The organism is Pseudoalteromonas sp. Hal040, assembly GCF_037162425.1.
Classification (GTDB): Bacteria; Pseudomonadota; Gammaproteobacteria; order Enterobacterales; family Alteromonadaceae; genus Pseudoalteromonas; species Pseudoalteromonas gelatinilytica.
Genome location: NZ_JARLUU010000001.1, coordinates 2,280,076 through 2,298,467, shown reverse-complemented (window position 1 = coordinate 2,298,467; position 18,392 = coordinate 2,280,076). Strand labels below are relative to the sequence as shown.

Genomic DNA, 18,392 nt, shown 5'->3' with positions numbered 1-18,392 from the left:
ACTATTCATGAGCCGCCCACAATTACAAGACGCATGGCAAGCAATGAGAATTTTAAAAAAGTTTTCATTGCAGCAAGTGCGCGATGCCATAGAGCACACAACGCTTAACAGCTTAAAAACCTTTGCTAAACGACTCGTTGAGGTTGGGGTATTAGCAGAGCATGTCGATTGTGAACATGTTACTTACAGTGTTCAAAACGCCAGTTACAACCCGTTTGAACAGCCAGAAGTCAATACTTTTAAAGCTGAAAACTCAGGCCGTCAACGTATGTGGCAATCAATGCGAGTACTAAACGAGTTTGATGCAGGGCAGGTGGCAAGTACAGCCGATGTCTCGCTTAGCTCTGCTCGTTCTTACATATCAATTTTAAAAAAAGCGGGGTTTGTATTTGTTGTAAAACACGCCCCGCGTCAAGGCAGTGCAATAGAACGCGCAGGCGAAACTACGATTTATCGCTTACTTAAAAACACAGGCCCAAAGCGTCCTATCCCTAAAACCAAAGGGGTGTTTGATGCTAATACCAATAAGCTTGTGAAGTTTAAGCAAATCCAGCGCAAAAAAATCACCATGCCTGCCGTCACGCTAGGAGAGGCACATGACTACAGATAGTTGGCTAAGCACCTTAAAAGCCGAAGTCGAAATGCAGGGAATGCGTACCGTGGCGCAAAAGCTAGGAGTAAGCAAAGCCACAGTAAGCCAGGTAATAAACAATAAATACAAAGCCTCTACACAGATGATCCAGCAACGTGTAGAGGGGGTGTTTATGGCGTCAGTAGTAAATTGCCCAATACTCGACGAAATACCCATAAACGTATGCCTAGAGCATCAAGCTCGTAAGTTTGCTGCAACTAATCATGTACGCGTAGCGCTGTATAAAGCGTGTCGGAATGGTTGCCCACATTCAAAAATCTGCGGGAGCAAATAACCATGCAATTACATAACACCATTAAAGAACTACAAAGCCGCGGCTTACAAGTACTCAGCACGCGCACGGGTTTAAGCCGCCATATTATTGAAGTAAGGGGCAAAGCTCCATCGCATCTACCACGCATAACAGAAACCCAAGCTGGCAAAACGCGTCACCTGCGCACTGCAAAATTACATAACCAAATCATTCTTTTTATTGAGGGATAACCCATGTCAGAACAACACTTACTAAACCCTAAAGGGCAGCTGATAAATATAAACAACATTCGTCCAGCAGATGTTGTACGCCATGAGTTTGTTGAAACTGCGGTATTTAAAGCGCAGCAAATGCAAAAGCAACTTTCTGAGTTTAAAGCACAGCAAATGAGCGAGTTTGACGCGTTCCTTGATGTATTAGCACAAGAGTATGGCGTACCAATGGGCGGCAAAAAAGGCAATGTCACTCTGCGTAGTTTTGACCATAAATTGAAAATCACTATGCAAGTGCAAGAAAGCATTGAGCTTGGCCCCGAGCTTTTGATTGCTAAAGAATTAATTGACCAATGCCTAAACGAGTGGAGCGAAAACGCTAACGAAAACTTAAAACTTATTATTGAGCAAACCTTTGCTACCGACAAAAAAGGCAAGGTCAGTGTGCAAAAAGTGCTTGGTCTACGTCGCTTGAAAATCACTGACGAAAGCGGCAAGTGGCAGCGAGCAATGGAAATCATTGCTGATGCTATCCAGGTTATTGACTCAAGCCGTTTTATCCGCTTTTACCGCACTATTGGCGAGCATGAGCAAGCCATACCACTTGATATAGCAAAACTTTAGGGAGCAGGTCATGGAAGGTAAAACAATTCAAGTAACTGAAAATAGTAAGCTTAGCGAAGTTTTAACAATTATTGCACAAAGCAAAGGGCCAGTTGATATCTGCTTTGAATTTCAGCAGCTCAAGTTTGTAGTGCAAAGCCAGTTAAAGGGCGTTAACCCACCTAAGCAATAACGATATAAAAAGCGCGCACGGATGCGTCTTTTTATCAAAGTATTTTGAGTAAAGCACTTTGATAAGGGGCAATAAGCAGGAGGTAAATTATGAGTAATCGAGCAATTCATGTGCAAACGGAATTAGAGCTAAGTGTTGTTGCGAGCCTAGTAAAATTCCTTGAGTTATCACACACATTCGCTATAGACAGCACCCTTTTTACAGAACAAGAGGCGCGTGATGTTTGCAGCGGTTATTTAAGTCTGCGTGATCAACTAGATGAGTTTAAACGTCATGAATAAAGCAAAAGTAATACAGCTAATTCATATCGCAAAGTCTCAATTAGGCCTTGATGAAGACACCTACCGCGGCGCGCTATTGGGTTCGACGGGTAAAACATCATGCAGTGATATGACTGTACAAGAGCTTAATCAAGCGTTAAATCATTTTAAAAAATCAGGGTTTAAACCTGCTTTTAAACGCCGTTTAAGCCCTAAATCAACTCCCAAACAACACGGCGAAGTAAAAAAATCCGCGCTATTTGGATCACGATGCATAAGCAAGGCTTTGTGCGTGATGGTTCAGAGACAGCCTTAGATGGCTATGTAAACCGCATGTTTAACCGCAATAAAGTGGGCAAAAACGTGAGTTTTCATACTCACTTTTAACCCAGCAACAGGCGGTTCAGGTACTTGAATCACTTAAGCAATGGCAAAAACGCGAAATAAAAAAGCAGTATAGAGGTATTCATGGCTGAGCAAGATCAACAGAAAGAGTTATTTGGCAGTAATGTTGAAGAGTTACAAGCCTGTTTGAGTAAGCTTACACCAGAAGATGCTGCCGAGGTTCGTAAGCGCTGGCCTAGTAATTTACAGTCACTCGCCTTGCTAATTGAAGCAGAATTAAACAAGGCACACGTAAGCAATGCACAGCTAGTGGGAGAGTCAATCACCATGGCAATAGGCCATTACTTTGGTGGCCGTGATGTGTACATTCCAACAGATCAACGTTTAAAAGCAGCACTACGTGATATACAGATTTGGCAGGAGTTTAACGGCCAAAATATAGAAGCTTTGGCCATTAAGTTTGGCTTAACACAACGGCGTGTTGCTGAAGTTATCCAGCAACAGAGAGGGATTGAAATACATAGAAGACAGAGAAGTTTGTTTTAATTTAATGAGTGATTAATTGCTTGGTTTTTCATATCGCAGATGTACTTGATTCCTTCATTTGTTATACCAACAGGTGCATCATCATGTTCTTCATCTGCTAGATCTACTAAGTACCCTAGCGAACGCAGCTTTTCGTAGGCATTTCTTAATTCATAGTTAGGGAGTGAGATTTCCTTTTCTAGTATCACATAACATGAGTTTCCATCACTTAAATTATCAAAGAAATGTTGCAGAATCCTTAGGTTTAATTGTTGGGTTGGTACTAATGAACTTGTTATTAAGCTTTCCGCAAGTTTACACTCGGCTAGAAGTAAATACATCTTGTTGTATTTATCTTTAATTTTATTGATTCTTGAATTACATTCTTCAATTGTTTTATCTAATTCAGCACGATATTCATCAAGTTTACTTTGAGTTTCACTATCCTTTATAAGATATAAGTCCCTAAGTTTATTTGATTCCTCAATTGTTAAACAGTGTTTTTTGTAATGCAGTGGTTGTGAGTTTAAGTAAAATTCATTAGCTCTGGCTGATGCACGAGTAAACAAAGCTGTTGTCCAAGGTAAGGCTAAACCTAAAATTAATGCTGAAATAAGCGGGTATAGTAAGTTTAACCATATATCAGAATAATTATTTGAAACAGTTTTTAGTTTGTAGATGCTATCAATATCAGCAAAAAGCATAAAATAAACCGCTTTCCAGTTGAAAAAGAACCAAGAAATAATAAAACTGCCCAATAGTGGATGAGTAACTTTATCTTTTAATGATTCTTTTAACGAATGTGACACTTCTTGAGTTGATGACATTTTAAGTCCTTTTAGATATTGTTTTTCGTAGTCTACACAAAATCACGATACCTTAGAAAACATAAATAAAACTATAAGAGATAAAAATGGATTTTAATTGGAACGAGCCTAAAACGATTGATGATAAAGAGTTTTCCGCTGATAACCTCGGTCGAGCTAAATACGCGACTTATTTAACGTCTTTAATAAAAGCTAAAGGCGGAACAAACAAGGAACATTTATCAAATTACGTGTTGAACCTTGATGCAGAATGGGGGGCAGGTAAAACCTACTTTTTGAAGCGTTGGAGCAATGACTTAAAGGGAAATCATCCAGTTGTGTACATAGATGCATGGTCTATCGATTATCTTGACTCACCTTTGATGACTGTTTTAAGTGAAATAATAGAACAGTTGAAGAAACAAACAGATAAAATTGATTCTGCTGAAACAGCTATAAAGTTAAAGGAGGTTATTAAAGCGGCTTCCCCAAGGATTGGCAGTGCATTAATGAAAAGGTACTTAGGATTTGACTTAAATATATTTGACTCATCCGAATCTGATGGCGTAATAACTCCAGCAACGGTTAGGGACATTGATTTTTCAAGAGCTGGTGAAAAGGTATTTGAAGTATTTTGCAAAGAGGTAATCGATAGCAAAAGAAGTGTAAAAACATTGAAGTCAGCTATTCAAAGTTGGGTTGAGTATGTTGTAGAGCATCCAGTAAAGAATATGAATTCTATAACTAAGAGTTTTCCAGCGGTTATATTTATTGATGAATTAGACCGTTGCAAACCCACTTATGCTGTCGAAATGTTAGAGGCAATTAAGCATGTCTTTGATATACCTGGTTTGACATTTGTTGTTGCAACAAACACTTCACAATTAGCGCATACAGTTAGAGCTGTTTACGGCTTTGAATTTAATGCGGAGGAATATTTAAGCCGCTTTTTTAATAATAGATATTATCTAAGAACACAATTAAGCAGAGAGCTCATTGAGAATCATTGTAATACCAAATTAATCAATGATGAGTGGTTGAAAAGCAGACAGGTGATTTTGTTTCCATTTTTTATTTTTGAAGGAACTGATTTCTTAGATTTTACTGTTGAGATATTTGAAGCTGTACAATTGACACCAAGGCAAGCAATTAAAGTTTTTGAACGAATTCAATCTGCTTTTTTGAACCTAGATAAAAATTCTTGCATTAACGCTGCTGTAATGATCCTACTCTTTGCATTACAAGAAAAAAGTTTAAAATTATTTGAAGATTTCTTTACCTTAGTTATCGAAAACGATGGAATAAGGTTATTGAGAGAAAAATACCCTGTTTTTGGAAAGGTGTTTGTCAATATTGTCTTGGAATTTTATATAGATACCTCTTTCATTCGAAAAGAGTACAAGTTTATAGAACAATCAGAATTCAATTTTAACTTAAGACACATGACTCAAGAAAATCTTTGTCATATGAGAATGAGCTTATATCAGCTTTTTAAGGTGTCTTTTGATCTAGGAAGCTATACTTCTCAAAAAGTAAAAATAACTAAATTATTATCGGAAAGAAACCCAGCAAGCTTAAGCGATGAAACTTTCAAATTCCTTATGCTTTTTATGCAGATAAAAGATAAGCCAAGTTATTATTTGAATTTAACTAATATGGCCGTAAATCTTGATTGATTCCCGAAACTCCGCACGGCCATAGCTAACCGAATCTCAACCACAATACCGAAAAACAACATGGTTTTTCGGTATGCTTTCAACAATCAATCTATCCCCATTTAAACAACCACCAGAAGTACAGGCAGCGATTGCGCCTTATTCTCTGCACTTTTCTGAATGCATTTTGACATTGCTATTTTTGGAAGGTGGCTTGCGAAGTGATGGCGGGCTAAATGATAAACCATCAGACCGTGGAGGTTTAACTAAGTTTGGCATAAGCCAACGAGCTTACCCTAATTTAGATATAGCCAATTTAACACTGGCCCAGGCTGTGCGTATTTATCACCGCGACTATTGGCGCGCCATGTGGTGTGAACAATGCCCGCCAGGTGTTGCGTTTTTGCTATTTGATGGTGCTGTGCAACATGGCGCACCAGCAATGACCCAATTAGCTCAAAGACAAGTAAAAGCTAAGCCTGATGGCCGCATGGGGCCAAAAACACTTGCCGCAATTACTGAGCATCAACCCTTAAATACTGCTGTTTTACTGAGTGTAAACAGAGGCCGAAAATACGCCCGTATTTGTGCCAATGATCCACGCCAAAAACCTAACTTAGAGGGTTGGTATAACCGATTGGCCCATGCGACAGAGTTTGCAGTTAATCAACTGTCCGGGTGATGTATGGGCAAGAACTGGGATTGGTCATATCAAAAAGGGCATGAAAAGCGTTTGAAATTGGAGGTTGACGCACGGATGCGCGGCCTACCATTCGATCCTTTGTGCATACCGCTACACAGCCATGATGGCACGATGCAAAGCTATTTCACAAAAGGCTGGTGCTCAGTAAATCAAGTGGATATTGAAATGCGCGTAAAAAGCAATATGGATTACCGCCACGCTCGCCAGCGTCTAAGAGAGCGATTTGGAGAATCAAATGGCCATTAAAAACTGGTTTAACGTAGTCGAACCAATCACCGAGCTAATTGATGAACTGTTTACTAGTGATGAAGAACGACAAATCGTTACAAATGAACTCAAGCGCATCGAGAATATGGCACAAAGCCAAGTGCTTGAACTTGAAGGTAAGGTTGTTGAGCTACAAGGGCAAGTGCTAGAGGCGCAAGCACAAATAATTACCGCAGAAGCCAAAGGTGAAAGTTGGCTTCAGCGCAGTTGGCGGCCTATCACAATGCTTACATTCTTAATTTTGATTATTTGTGATTCTTTCGGGCTACTTGAATTTAGATTATCAGACAAAGCGTGGGAACTACTGCAACTGGGAATTGGTGGATATGTAATAGGCCGAACTGTTGAAAAAGCAGTTCCAGGAGCGAAACAGGGCATTAAGAAAATGATTGAAAAGTAAGGAGCCCTCAGTGAGTAAATCAGATCACTCTCAAAAAATAGAGCAGCAATTACTGGATGCTGCTTTATCAAATCATAAAGCAAAAACATTTAAACCAGGGGCTGCATTTATCCATTGCCAAGAGTGCGGTGTTGAAATACCTAAGCAGCGCCGTATGGCAATTAAAAACTGTAACACCTGCGTTGATTGCCAAGAATTAATCGAAAGCAACCTGAAGCATTATAGGGCATAGCATGGATTTTATATTGGAATGGTGGAAAGCATTATTAACTGTGGGTGTAGCCATTGTTGGTGCAGGTGCTTTGGCTTGGTTACGTAGTACCTTTGTTACTAAAAAAGTGCATGAGGACGTATCAAAATCGTTAGAAAGTCGTTTAAGTGCTGTAGAGAAGACGATTGAAGATCTACCTAATGCTGATGATTTACACGAGCTTGATAAACGCTTAATTGAAGTGAGCGTCAAAATAGACGGCTTAAACCCACAACTAACAGACCTAAAACGCTTAACTGACTTACTAATGGAAAATGAGTTAAGAGGAACGCGCAACTCAGATAGCTAAGCAAAATACAACCTATTTACAGGAATAAAGACAATGGCTTTACAAGAAGTTCAATCAGAACATCAACGAATTAGCATTTTGATTGCTTTAAAAGACTCAGCAGACTACGGCGCTAACACCAGCATGTTAGCTGATGTACTTAAGCGTTATGCACTAGGGTGTAGCCGTGATCAACTAAAAACGCTGTTGAGCTGGTTGGAGCAAAATGGCTATGTAGCTTTAGAAAAGCTAAGTGAAAATACTTGGATTGCTCGTATAACTGCTTCAGGTATCGATGTTGCAGAGGGAAGTATTACTGCGCCAGGCATCAAACGTCCTGCACCACGGAGTTATTAAGTATGAATGACACGGTGCGACGAGGTAAACCGAGCAAGGTTGATTTACTACCAGAAGATATAAAAAAACGCCTTGACGAAATGCTACGCGATAAGCGCTTTAGTCAAGCCGAGATTTTAGATGCTGTAAACAGTTTAATCATTGAATCGGGTTTAGATGAGGGGGCAACAATCAGCCGCGGCGGCCTAAGCCGCCATGCCCAAAAAACAGAGGCGATAGGCCAAAAGTTGCGTGATTTACGCGAGTCAACCAAAGCGCTAACTGCTGAGCTTGGCGATAAACCAACAGGTGATACAACAAAACTCATCTTAGAAATGGGCCGTTCCCAGCTCTTTAGGGCCATGCAGCAGCAGATGATGAACCCCGACGAAGATGCAGAAGTTGATATTAATACTATCAAAGATGCAATGCTTGCTGCCCAACGGCTAGAGCAAACTGCAATGGCCGCGCATAAGCGCCAGCAAGAAATAGAAAAAGCTTATGCAGAGCAACTAGCAAAAGACCTAGACGCAAAAGTTAAAAACGAAAACCTACCTCAAACAGCAGATGACATGGTTGCATTCTTCAAACGTGACATTTTAGGTCTAAAACATGACTAGCACAGCAAAGAGTATCACCCAAACAAATGACTTACCCTTAAACAAAGTGGCGGGTTCGTTAGCTGTTGCAATGGGGACGGATATACTTTTTGGCTATCAAAAGGCATGGATGGAAGATAGCGCGATTGTCAAAATCGCTGAAAAGTCACGTCGTACGGGTCTAACTTTCGCTGAGGCACTGGATGATGTTTTAAGTGCTGTTGCAACGAGCAATGCACAAAACACTTACTATCTTGGCTCAGACAAAGAAATGGCGAAAGAGTTTATTGATGCCTGCGCGTTTTGGGCGCAAAAGCTCAACATGGTCATGGGCGAAATTGAAGAGGGGATTTTTGAAGAGCAAGATCCAGACGGCAAGAAGCGCAGTATTAATACCTTTGAAATTAAATTCCCAACCACAGGCAAAAAGATTGTTGCCTTGAGTTCTAACCCGCGAAACCTGCGTGGGCGTCAGGGCAATGTAGTTATTGATGAGGCTGCATTCCATGACCGTTTAGATGAAGTATTAAAAGCGGCAATGGCTCTTACTATGTGGGGCGGGCGAGTACGTATTATCTCGACCCATAACGGCGTTGATAACCTATTTAACACCCTAATAACGCAAGCAAGGCGCGGCGTTAAAAAGTACTCAGTGCATCAAATCCCGATTGATAAAGCGTTAAAACATGGCTTGTATAAGCGTATTTGCTTGGTTAGTGGGCAAGACTGGACGCAAGCCAAAGAAGATGCCTGGCTTGCAGAACAGGTCGATTTTTACCCCACCAAAGAAGCAGCAAACGAAGAATTATACTGTGTGCCTAGCCAGGGCGCGGGGCAATACTTAAGCCGCCGTTTGCGTGAAAGAGCGTTAAGCAGTGATTGTGTTGTTAAGCGCTACACAGCGCCAACAGACTTTGAAAGCTGGACTGAAGAGCAACGAATAAAAGACGTTGAAACCTGGTGTAAGCAAAACCTCGATGATCTATTGAGTGGGTTAAATACTGATCTCACTCATGCATTTGGTGAAGATTTTGCCCGTAAAGGTGATTTAACCGTATTCAGTATTGGTGAAATCAACCAAGACACGCGCCTAACAGTGCCGTTTATGGTTGAGCTGAGAAATGTAACGTATGAGCAGCAAAAGCAAATCATGCTTTATATTTGTGACCGTTTGCCAAAACTGCGCGGGCTTGCCTTTGATGCAACGGGTAATGGCGGCTACTTAGCCGAAGCAGCAAGCCTGAAATACGGTACTGAGTTAGTTGATTGTGTGCATCTTTCACAAGCCTGGTATCGCGAGTGGATGCCAAAACTTAAAGATTACTTTGAAACAGACAACATTACCTTACCAAAAGACCAAGACGTATTAGACGACTTAGGCCAAATCAAACTTAAAAACGGCATAGCCCAAATTGATAAAGGTAAAAACACCGGCACTGATGGCGATAAGCGCCATGGGGATAGTGCAGTTTCAATTGCCATGCTTGTAAGAGCAGCCGAAATGGACGGCAGCGCTATTGAATTTACAGCGCTACCCAACAAGCACCAGCAGCAAAACTTAAATCGACCTGATCATAGTGATGATTTAAAAGGTTATAGCGATGCAGGTTGTTGGTAATGCACCGCTTTAGAGTGACATACCAAGAGATTTTTACCGCGCCAGTACAACAGTTAGAACTTACAGCTAAAAGCTTACAACAGGCCCACCAACAAACCTTAAAGCTCGAAATATATGTATTGAGTATTAAATTCATCATACGAGTAAACTACAGAGAAAAGCCATGACCCAAATTGTAGACATCAACGGCAACCCTATTAGTTCAAACGAGTTAAACCAAACCCAAACTGAGCAAGATAGCCGAATTGGTATGTTAATGCGTCAATATGCAGAGCACCCAAGCGAGGGCTTAACACCAGCTAAACTAGCTATGTTGTTAAAGGAGGCTGATGCAGGGAACCTTGCCGCAATGGCTGACTTGGCAAAAGACATGGAAGACAAAGACGGTCATTTATTTAGTGAGCTTACTAAACGTCGCAGAGGCTGGCTTAAATATGATTGGACAATAGAGCCACCACGTAATGCTACAGAGCAAGAAGAAAAAGATGCAGTGGCGATTCAAGAAATTCTCGAAGATGCCACCTGGTTTGATGATCTAATTTTCGATTGTAGTGATGCCATTTTAAAATCGTTTTCGTGTAACGAGCTTAACTGGGCATATGAGAGTGGCGAGCATTTTATAACTGGTTACGAGTTTCGTGATCAGAACTTATTTCAAACGCACCCAGATAACCGTAATCAGCTCATGCTACGCGATAACAGTTATACAGGGCAGGCATTAAACCCGTTTGGCTGGTGTGCCCATGTTCACCGCTCTAAATCGGGGTATATACATCGCACAGGCTTAACCTCAACAGTGGCTTGGCCGTACTTATTTAAAAATTACTCAATACGTGATCTAGCAGAGTTTTTAGAAATATATGGTTTACCACTGCGCCTAGGTAAATATCCTAATGGAGCCAGTGAGGATGAAAAATCAACCTTACTCAGAGCTGTATTAAGTATTGGTCATAATGCGGGCGGCATTATTCCAAAGGGGATGGAAATTGATTTTCAAAATGCAGCCAATGGGCAATCAGACCCATTTGAAGCAATGATTAAGTGGTGTGAAACAACACAAAGTAAAGCGGTTCTTGGGGCTACACTCACCAGCCAAGCAGACGGTAAAACAAGTACAAATGCGCTTGGTAATGTGCACATGGAAGTACTCGACGACATAACCGAAAGCGATTTAAAACAAGTTGCCAACACTATTACCCGCGACATTATCTACCCAATGCACGCGCTAAACTCTAAAAGTTACACAGGCCCCCGACGCATCCCACGCTTTAAGTTTGATACCAGCGAAGCAGAAGACATTGCCAACTTAGCCCCAGCACTTAAAACATTAGTTGAAATTAATTACCCAATTCCGACTAAATGGGTTAGTGAAAAAACACAAATCCCGTTACCCGATAAAAATGAGCCAATTCTGACACTAACCCAAGAGCAACCAACCGCTGAGTTAAAGGGCTTTGCAGCATTAAAAACGGCTCAGCAAAAAGACAACGCTGATTTAATGGCGGAGCAGCTGGCAGAGCAAGCCCAGGCAAAGCTTAATGAAATAAGTGACCCAATCACTGAACTTGTTAAAAACGCCACAAGCTTAGAAGAAATACGCGACGGAATACTTGAATTAGAGCCGCAGATAAGCACGGAGGGCTTTAAAGAGTTATTGGCTAAGGCAATGGCCGCTAGTGAGTTATTAGGCGCGTTAGAAGTTGATGAGGGTCGTTAGATGGCTGTTAGGTACGGCTCTTTACCTTTTGATGATGGAATAACATTCTTTAGACAAAAGCTGCAAACGCCCGCAAGCAGTTGGGATGACGTATGGCAAAGCGCCCATAACCGCGCATTCATGGTGGCTGGTGTAACTAAGGCTGATATGCTGAGTGACTTTTATCAATCAGTTGATAAAGCGATAAGCGAGGGTAAAAGCTTACACTGGTTTCAAAATGAATTTGACAACATCAAGGCCCGCTATGGCTGGGAGCATAACGGCCAGCCAGCATGGCGCAGCCAGTTAATATACGAAACCAATATTCGCCAGGCTTATAACGCAGGGCGCGAGGGGCAAATACAAGCGCTCAAATCAACGCGCCCTTATGCGCTATATAAACACGGTGATAGCGAAACCCCGCGCGCACTGCATTTAAAGTGGAATAATATAGTTTTGCCTGTTGATGATCCGTGGTGGAGCACGCACAGCCCGCAAAATGGTTGGGGTTGTAAGTGTAAAAAGTATAGCCTCAGCGAGCGAGAGCTTAAGCGTCGAGGCTTAAAGGTAAGCGAAGCCCCAGACAACGGTAGCTATAATTGGACCAATAAGAAAACAGGCGAAGAATTTGAGTTGCCACTGGGCATTGATCCAGGCTTTGACTACACGCCGAAAACTGGGGCGCAATTAACAAGCCAGGTGAAAAAGCAAGTTGCTAGTAAGCCAACGTTTAAACAGCGTGTAAATGATTATCAAGCGACTCGTATTGTACCCTCAGCATTTAGTACGGTTAACAATGTCAGTGCCTTAAAGTTAGACCCCTTGTTAGTCGAACTTGATACAGCTGTTTTAGTGCGTGTAAACGAGTTTTTAAACGCCAAACAAACGAAAACTTTATTTGTAAAAAACAGCGAAATGAGCCTGCGAACTAAGGCGAGTGCTGCAATAAGATCAGACGTTGCACAGTATCTGAATGTAGATAGCTTTTATGCACAGATGCAGTATACAACTCGAAATCCAAAGCACGTTGGAGGTTTTACCTCAGTCGGCTTTGAGCATATTGTTGTTAAAGTTAAAAGCCCGCAAAATTTAAGCAAAGTAGATATGAAAATGCTTAAAGGTCAGGCTGCATTAACTGTAAAGTTAGCAGCTAACAACGCAGGTCGATATGAGCTTAACTATAAAGGGCAAAAGCTAAAGCGTGATCACACAATATCAAGTGAGCTTAATGTGTTGGATAAAAACGAAACGCATAGCTTAGTTGCAACATGGTTGCATGAGCTAGGCCACCAAATACATTACTATGCAGGTGCGCCAGAGCTATTATCAGGTGCGCTACCTGTTACTTATTACGGGGCAGTTAATAAGTTTGAAAAGTTTGCAGAGGCGTTTACTGCATGGGCTTTGGCCCGTAATGAGTTAATGAAGTGGCAACCAAAGCTCGTTGCGTGGATAGATGAGCAAGTAGAAAAAGCCACCAAATCGAAGGTTAAAAAACGATGAAAAATTTAATAGCTGCGCAGCAGCTGCTAGACAAAACACCCTATACAATTGAAACGTGCCGCGAGTTCGCCAGGCTTGAAAAAGAAGCTAAAGGCCAAGAGGCTGAGCAAATAGCTGATTTAATCCCTGCGCTAATTTCAGGGCTTGACCAAGCAACGCACATGGAAGCATTCAAAGAAGGTCTAGTGTAATGGCTGGGGCTAAGATTCAAATAAGTTCAGAAGGTGCGCAAACTGTAAGCGATGTGCTAATTCAGCTTGTTAATAATTTAGATGACTTAGCCCCTGCGCTGGGCAATGTGGGTGAGCATTTAATGTTGACCCATCGCGACCACTTTGATCAGCAGCGTAGCCCAGACGGTGATCCTTGGCAGCCATTAAGCCCAGAATACGCAAAGCGCAAGAAAAAGAACAAAGATAAAATACTCAGGCTAAACGACATACTACGAGACACGTTCGCTTATAACGTCGGTGATGAATCGCTAGAGTTCGGCACAAATATGGAATACGCCGCTATTCATCAATTTGGTGGCACGAGCGATATGATCTCACGTTTAGCTGCAATTCCTGCAAGGAAGTTTTTGGGATTGTCGGAGCGTGATGAAAAGGAAGTAGTTGAGATACTTAAAGAGTTTTTAGCCTAAATCGATTCTTTAAATCGAAAGGTTTGTGTATCCTTAGAAAAAAATAAGGGATTACAGCAATGGTTTCAAATGAAATTAGGTACAAGGTTAGAGCCTTAGAAAAAGGTCTCTCAGATTTAACTACCATTCTCCAAAATTCAGATAGCGATGATATTAAAGTGTTGCTCGAAAGAGCTTCAGAGATTAATTCTAGAATACGAAGAATATTAACTTCCGAGGGTAGTCTGATTGAAGAATCTAGAACATACATAGAGCACTTTATTTTAACTATTGATCAAATTAGAGATTATTGCCAAGAAAAGAAATTGGTCTTTAGGTCTGCCAGTGGTAGACAAATATTTGGAGTTAGCACATTAAAAAAATTATCGAATGATGCTCTAGAGTTACTTAAATTAATCAATTTATCATTACATGGTGAGCAAGGTGCTGAGAAAAAAGAAAAAATTATTATTGATAAATCTGAGTCACGTTTTGATGAGTTAGCGGCGTCATTTAAAAAGCAACATGCTGAAACTATGAGAGAGTCTCAGATAAAGATTGATAAACTTTTAGAAACATTATCATCTAGTGTAATGGAATCTCAGAATAAAGTTACTAGCAAGTTTTCAGTCATTGAAGGAACCATTAATGAATATAAAGTAGAAATTGGAGAATTAGGAAGTTCGCTTAGAAATATTGAGAAATTTCAACAGAAGCAGTTATTTGATGTTAAAGCTGCCTATGAAGAGGCTGAGAAAGAAATAAAAAGTAAAAAAGAGCAAATAAATGAACAATTGAAAATTGCAAGTGAAGGAGTAATTGCTGGCTCATTTGATAATGGGGCGATTTCAGAAAGAAGAAGTGCCAATTATCTTAGAGGCGGTTCATTATTTTGTATGCTGCTAATCGTTATCATAGCATTTACGACATTCATGGAATCAACAAAATATGGGTTTGACTGGGAAAGTACCATATTTCGAGTTGTGCTGATTTTTATTTTATCTATACCTGCGGCATACTTATCTAGAGAATCATCAAAGCATAGACAGCAAGAGCATAACTTACATCAAACAGCATTAGACTTGAAAACAATTGACCCATACATAAAAAGTATACCTGAACCTGAGCAAACTAAACTAAGAGTGAGCTTAGTTGAAAGTATATTAAACAAGAAAACTTCTAACTTGCCATATGAAGATAGTTTCCCTGTTAATAGCCATGAATTGTTGTTGGAATTTATAAAAAAATTGACCTTAGCAATAGTCAGGCGAAGCCTAGTAACGGAAAAAGTGAATAATTTGTATGCATAAGGATAATTTAAATTCAACTAAAACATTTATTTTTTTGGCTTTTTTATTGGTCTTTATTTTAGGGATTATAGGTTTATTTATAAGCTATTTTGGTATCGGTCCGGCTAGAACTCTTGCTGATTGGGGAGCAACTGGTGATTTCTTTGGTGGGCTTTTGAATCCACTTTTAACATTTTGCTCCATTTTAATTTTAATTTATTCACTTAGGTTGCAGCAAAAGGCTGGTTTAGATGCCGCTATTTCAGCAGAAAAAACTGCAAAAATTAACTTAGAACAGTTGGAGCTGAACAAAGCTTCTCAAGACCGTCAGTTTTCTGAATCTGAAAAGCAAAGGTTGCATTCGGAAAAGCTCATCAAAGTGGGCTCAGAGCAGAATAGGCACTTAGAAACTCAAATTCAATCAAGCCTGAGAAGCGCTAAAGAAACACACATTTTAAATCAGTTAGATAACTTAAGCAGAAGTTTGAATACTTGTTTGTCTTTAGAGGTAGACAATAAAGAGCGTAAAATGTCTCAAATCCATAAGGCCACTTTAGTTTGGTATACGAGTGATGAGGAAGATAGCTCTGTTAATTATCTAATAAAAATGAACGCATATAGAATTGAACAAATTGTCATATGCAAGCTGTCACTAGTTACTTTTTATTTAGAAGAACTTGAAAGTGTTGAAAATTTTTTAGGCAGATATCATTTTGAGTTTGTAATAAACGAAGTTGAACATTTAGTTAGAACGCATGGTTATTTTATTAGAAAAAACAGGGATAATCTCTTGGAAAGCTATTTAAAAAACTTTTTTAATTTCTTAACAGTTTATAGCTCAAATGCAGAGCTAATTAGAAAAGTTAGTGAATTACTAAACTTGCTAAAAAAAGAAAATGCCTATGAATCTATCGAAAACTATATCGAAGAGGCTTCAACCTGGTTCTAAGGTAAATTAAATGATATCTCAAAGGATTAGCTCAAGATTTATTACTTAGAGCTTAGAAACGATTTTAAACACCTTTTAAACAGCTTAAAAAAGTTAACTTGAGGTTTGGTTTCCCAAGTTAACTCTATAGCTAAATTTAAATCTTAGTTGTAGTGAGCTTTTCCCGAAACACCGCACGGCCAACAATCTCGCTTTTCCCCCAAACTGAACACAGATTATTAAATTCTGTGTTCAGCCATGACGACTCAAAAACCACAACCACTTGCAGTATTAAGTAGCCAGAACCCAAGTAACTTTGGTTTGGCTGCTTGCCGTTTTAATGGCGAAATTAACGAACAGGGGATTAGCCCGCGCGTTATGGTTATGCCAGATGGTCATTTTAAGTCACACGATGGCCGCCCATTTGATGTGCCAGGTAATGCCTGGCTACTTGACCAGCTTGCTTTTGATGAGCTTAAACAAACAGCAAGCACCCGCACAAACGACTTTCATTTTGATTACGAGCATCAAACGTTACATGCTGAGCAGAACGGCAAGCCTGCCCCTGCAAGCGGGTGGTTTAACCCAACTGATTTAGAGTATGTGCCAGGCGAGGGCCTTTATGCGCTTAATGTTCGCTGGACTCCCAAAGCCCGCGATTTACTCAAGAACGATGAATATCGTTATATAAGCCCTGTTTTTCACTACAACAAACAAACAGGCCGCCCAACCAAATTACGCCACTTTGCCCTAACAAATGATCCTGCTGTTGATGGCATGGACAAAGTAGCCGTTTTAAAAGCTTCAAAAACCCCTGTTAACAACGGAGATAAACCCATGAATGCAGCTCAAAGACTGCTTGAATTGCTGGGTGTGACTGTCACTGGTGATGCAATCACCGATGCAGATTACGCACTCGCAACAACAGCGCTCACTGCTTTAAAGGCGAAAGCCGATGAAGTCGACGATCTTAACGAGCAGTTAAGCACGGCTCAAGACCAGGTGGCCGCCCTTAAAGCAAATAGCGGTGGCTCAGAGGTCAACTTAGCTAAGTATGTGCCTGTAGAAACATACAATGCGTTAGTGACTGAAATGGCCGCGCTGAAAAGCACCAGTGATACCCATTCTGTTGAGCAAGCGATTAGCCAGGCTAAGCAAGCGGGCAAAATCATTGCATCAGAAGAAACGTATTTAACGCAGCTAGGAAAGCAGCAAGGTCTAGCTGCATTGAAAGCTGTGCTTGATACCCGCTCACCGATTGCGAGTTTAACGACTCAGCAAACCACCACCACCCCTATGCCAGAGCACGACAAAGATGGCTTAGCAGCACTTACAGCAGAAGAAAAATACGCAGCTGATCAGCTTGGTATTAGTCATGCTGTTTATGCTAAAGCGAAACAGGAGCAAAACTAATGGCGTTAGTAACAGCACCACAATTACAGGCGCTTTTTACAGGCTTTAAATTAGAGTTCGAAGCAGGTAAAAGCGAAGCAAAGCCGCAGTTTACGAAAATTGCGACTGTCATTAAATCAACCACAGCCAGCAATACCTATGGCTGGCTTGGCAAGTTCCCAAGCTTATCAAAATGGGTGGGTGATCGAAATATTCAGAGCATGAAAGCCCATGGTTACACAATCACCAATGACGATTACGAGTCTACGGTAGGTGTAGACCGTAACGACATTGAAGACGATAACCTAGGTGTTTATTCACCAATTTTCAAAGAAATGGGTAATGCAGCTGAAATTCACCCTGATGAAATGTGCTTTCCACTGTTGGCGGCTGGTTTCACAACACCGTGTTATGACAGCCAATATTTCTTTGATACTGATCATCCAGTTGCAGCAAATGCAGATGGCACCGGTGCAGTCACATCTGTTTCAAATATGGCAGAAGATGCAGACTACACAGGCGAGGCCTGGTTTGTTCTCGATACATCAAAAGCGCTTAAGCCGCTGATTTTCCAAGAGCGTAAAAAGCCCGCTCTAATTTCAATGACCAAAATTGATGATGAAGCCGTCTTTACTAGTAAGCAATACCGCTTTGGTGTTGATTGCCGTGATGCGGCGGGCTTTGGTTTTTGGCAGTTAGGCTTTGGTAATAAACGTGAACTCAACGCTGATACGCTTTGGGATAGCATTGAAAAAATGCGCAGCTTTCAAGCTGATGGTGGCCGTAAGCTTGGTGTTCGTCCTACCGTGTTGGTTGTTCCTGCAAGCATGGAAAAGAAAGCAACACGTTTGTTAGAGCGTGAGCTAGACGAAAACAGCACAAACGAATTAAAAGGCCGTGTTGAGCTACTAGTCGCTGACTATCTGTAAAACCCTCTTAATTTAGAACCCTGAAACATGGGGTGTTATAGCCCCATGTTTTTAACCAGGAGTAAAA

At 40.7% G+C, this 18,392-nt stretch carries 25 protein-coding genes and 1 pseudogene; 25 read left to right on the top strand and 1 reads right to left on the bottom strand.

Features of this window, described 5'->3' with window-relative positions; translation table 11 throughout:
• Window positions 1–7: 7 nt before the first annotated feature.
• The 8 genes and pseudogenes from P4S60_RS10545 (at window position 8) to P4S60_RS10505 (ending at window position 3,064) form a co-directional block, all read left to right on the top strand.
• Entirely contained in the window at window positions 8–610 is a 603-nt protein-coding gene (locus P4S60_RS10545) for a hypothetical protein (protein WP_337115938.1), read from the top strand.
• Window positions 597–926 carry a LacI family DNA-binding transcriptional regulator gene (locus P4S60_RS10540; protein ID WP_337115937.1) on the top strand — a complete coding sequence of 110 codons (330 nt, stop codon included), beginning with the start codon at window positions 597–599 and terminating at the stop codon, window positions 924–926. The genes P4S60_RS10545 and P4S60_RS10540 overlap by 14 nt, the downstream gene beginning before the upstream one ends.
• Before the next feature lie 2 nt (window positions 927–928).
• Window positions 929–1,135, top strand: coding sequence for a hypothetical protein (locus P4S60_RS10535; RefSeq protein WP_337115936.1), 207 nt, complete (start codon window positions 929–931; stop codon window positions 1,133–1,135).
• A 3-nt stretch (window positions 1,136–1,138) separates the two neighbouring features.
• A complete protein-coding gene (locus P4S60_RS10530) occupies window positions 1,139–1,741 on the top strand; it encodes a DUF3164 family protein (protein ID WP_337115935.1) in 603 nt (200 codons plus the stop codon).
• A 10-nt stretch (window positions 1,742–1,751) separates the two neighbouring features.
• Window positions 1,752–1,913, top strand: coding sequence for a hypothetical protein (locus tag P4S60_RS10525; RefSeq protein WP_337115934.1), 162 nt, complete (start codon window positions 1,752–1,754; stop codon window positions 1,911–1,913).
• An 89-nt stretch (window positions 1,914–2,002) separates the two neighbouring features.
• The gene (locus P4S60_RS10520) at window positions 2,003–2,194 is read left to right on the top strand and encodes a hypothetical protein (RefSeq protein ID WP_337115933.1); all 192 of its coding nucleotides are present in this window, start codon (window positions 2,003–2,005) and stop codon (window positions 2,192–2,194) included.
• A pseudogene (locus P4S60_RS10515) lies at window positions 2,172–2,560 on the top strand (gp16 family protein). The gene P4S60_RS10520 and the pseudogene P4S60_RS10515 overlap by 23 nt, the downstream one beginning before the upstream one ends.
• A gap of 81 nt (window positions 2,561–2,641) precedes the next feature.
• Window positions 2,642–3,064, top strand: coding sequence for a Mor transcription activator family protein (locus P4S60_RS10505; RefSeq protein ID WP_337115930.1), 423 nt, complete (start codon window positions 2,642–2,644; stop codon window positions 3,062–3,064).
• Here P4S60_RS10505 and P4S60_RS10500 read toward each other — a convergent pair.
• Window positions 3,061–3,870 (bottom strand): hypothetical protein, encoded by an 810-nt coding sequence (locus tag P4S60_RS10500; protein WP_337115929.1) that lies wholly within the window; start codon window positions 3,868–3,870, stop codon window positions 3,061–3,063. The two genes, P4S60_RS10505 and P4S60_RS10500, sit on opposite strands and share 4 nt — an antisense overlap.
• Window positions 3,871–3,956: 86 nt before the next feature.
• On the opposite strand from P4S60_RS10500, the gene P4S60_RS10495 reads away from it, so the two are divergent.
• The 17 genes from P4S60_RS10495 to P4S60_RS10415 all read left to right on the top strand — a co-directional run bounded on the left by P4S60_RS10495 (window position 3,957) and on the right by P4S60_RS10415 (window position 18,325).
• Complete coding sequence (locus P4S60_RS10495; RefSeq protein WP_337115928.1) at window positions 3,957–5,525, top strand: KAP family P-loop NTPase fold protein; 1,569 nt, start codon at window positions 3,957–3,959, stop codon at window positions 5,523–5,525.
• 73 nt (window positions 5,526–5,598) lie between these two features.
• Window positions 5,599–6,186 carry a glycoside hydrolase family 108 protein gene (locus P4S60_RS10490; RefSeq protein WP_337115927.1) on the top strand — a complete coding sequence of 196 codons (588 nt, stop codon included), beginning with the start codon at window positions 5,599–5,601 and terminating at the stop codon, window positions 6,184–6,186.
• Window positions 6,187–6,189: 3 nt separating this feature from the next.
• Window positions 6,190–6,453 (top strand): hypothetical protein, encoded by a 264-nt coding sequence (locus P4S60_RS10485; RefSeq protein ID WP_337115926.1) that lies wholly within the window; start codon window positions 6,190–6,192, stop codon window positions 6,451–6,453.
• On the top strand, window positions 6,443–6,874 hold the full coding sequence (locus P4S60_RS10480; RefSeq protein WP_337115925.1) for a 3TM-type holin: 432 nt from the start codon (window positions 6,443–6,445) through the stop codon (window positions 6,872–6,874). The genes P4S60_RS10485 and P4S60_RS10480 overlap by 11 nt, the downstream gene beginning before the upstream one ends.
• Before the next feature lie 10 nt (window positions 6,875–6,884).
• Window positions 6,885–7,106, top strand: a complete 222-nt coding sequence (locus P4S60_RS10475) for a TraR/DksA family transcriptional regulator (RefSeq protein ID WP_337115924.1) — start codon at window positions 6,885–6,887, stop codon at window positions 7,104–7,106.
• A gap of 1 nt (window position 7,107) precedes the next feature.
• Window positions 7,108–7,434: a DUF2730 family protein gene (locus tag P4S60_RS10470; RefSeq protein ID WP_337115923.1), complete on the top strand. Its 327-nt coding sequence runs from the start codon at window positions 7,108–7,110 to the stop codon at window positions 7,432–7,434.
• A gap of 33 nt (window positions 7,435–7,467) precedes the next feature.
• Window positions 7,468–7,770: a VpaChn25_0724 family phage protein gene (locus P4S60_RS10465; protein WP_337115922.1), complete on the top strand. Its 303-nt coding sequence runs from the start codon at window positions 7,468–7,470 to the stop codon at window positions 7,768–7,770.
• 2 nt (window positions 7,771–7,772) lie between these two features.
• On the top strand, window positions 7,773–8,369 hold the full coding sequence (locus tag P4S60_RS10460) for a DUF3486 family protein (protein ID WP_337115921.1): 597 nt from the start codon (window positions 7,773–7,775) through the stop codon (window positions 8,367–8,369).
• Window positions 8,362–9,966, top strand: coding sequence for a terminase large subunit domain-containing protein (locus P4S60_RS10455; RefSeq protein WP_337115920.1), 1,605 nt, complete (start codon window positions 8,362–8,364; stop codon window positions 9,964–9,966). The genes P4S60_RS10460 and P4S60_RS10455 overlap by 8 nt, the downstream gene beginning before the upstream one ends.
• A gap of 163 nt (window positions 9,967–10,129) precedes the next feature.
• Complete coding sequence (locus tag P4S60_RS10450) at window positions 10,130–11,683, top strand: DUF935 domain-containing protein (RefSeq protein ID WP_337115919.1); 1,554 nt, start codon at window positions 10,130–10,132, stop codon at window positions 11,681–11,683.
• Window positions 11,684–13,165 (top strand): phage head morphogenesis protein, encoded by a 1,482-nt coding sequence (locus P4S60_RS10445; RefSeq protein ID WP_337115918.1) that lies wholly within the window; start codon window positions 11,684–11,686, stop codon window positions 13,163–13,165.
• Window positions 13,162–13,356, top strand: coding sequence for a hypothetical protein (locus P4S60_RS10440; protein ID WP_337115917.1), 195 nt, complete (start codon window positions 13,162–13,164; stop codon window positions 13,354–13,356). Before P4S60_RS10445 ends, P4S60_RS10440 begins: the two co-directional genes overlap by 4 nt.
• Entirely contained in the window at window positions 13,356–13,808 is a 453-nt protein-coding gene (locus P4S60_RS10435; RefSeq protein ID WP_337115916.1) for a phage virion morphogenesis protein, read from the top strand. The genes P4S60_RS10440 and P4S60_RS10435 overlap by 1 nt, the downstream gene beginning before the upstream one ends.
• Before the next feature lie 59 nt (window positions 13,809–13,867).
• Window positions 13,868–15,097: a hypothetical protein gene (locus P4S60_RS10430; protein ID WP_337115915.1), complete on the top strand. Its 1,230-nt coding sequence runs from the start codon at window positions 13,868–13,870 to the stop codon at window positions 15,095–15,097.
• Window positions 15,090–16,025, top strand: coding sequence for a hypothetical protein (locus P4S60_RS10425; RefSeq protein ID WP_337115914.1), 936 nt, complete (start codon window positions 15,090–15,092; stop codon window positions 16,023–16,025). The genes P4S60_RS10430 and P4S60_RS10425 overlap by 8 nt, the downstream gene beginning before the upstream one ends.
• Window positions 16,026–16,262: 237 nt before the next feature.
• Entirely contained in the window at window positions 16,263–17,417 is a 1,155-nt protein-coding gene (locus P4S60_RS10420; RefSeq protein ID WP_337115913.1) for a phage protease, read from the top strand.
• Window positions 17,417–18,325, top strand: coding sequence for a Mu-like prophage major head subunit gpT family protein (locus P4S60_RS10415; RefSeq protein WP_337115912.1), 909 nt, complete (start codon window positions 17,417–17,419; stop codon window positions 18,323–18,325). The genes P4S60_RS10420 and P4S60_RS10415 overlap by 1 nt, the downstream gene beginning before the upstream one ends.
• Window positions 18,326–18,392 lie beyond the last annotated feature (67 nt).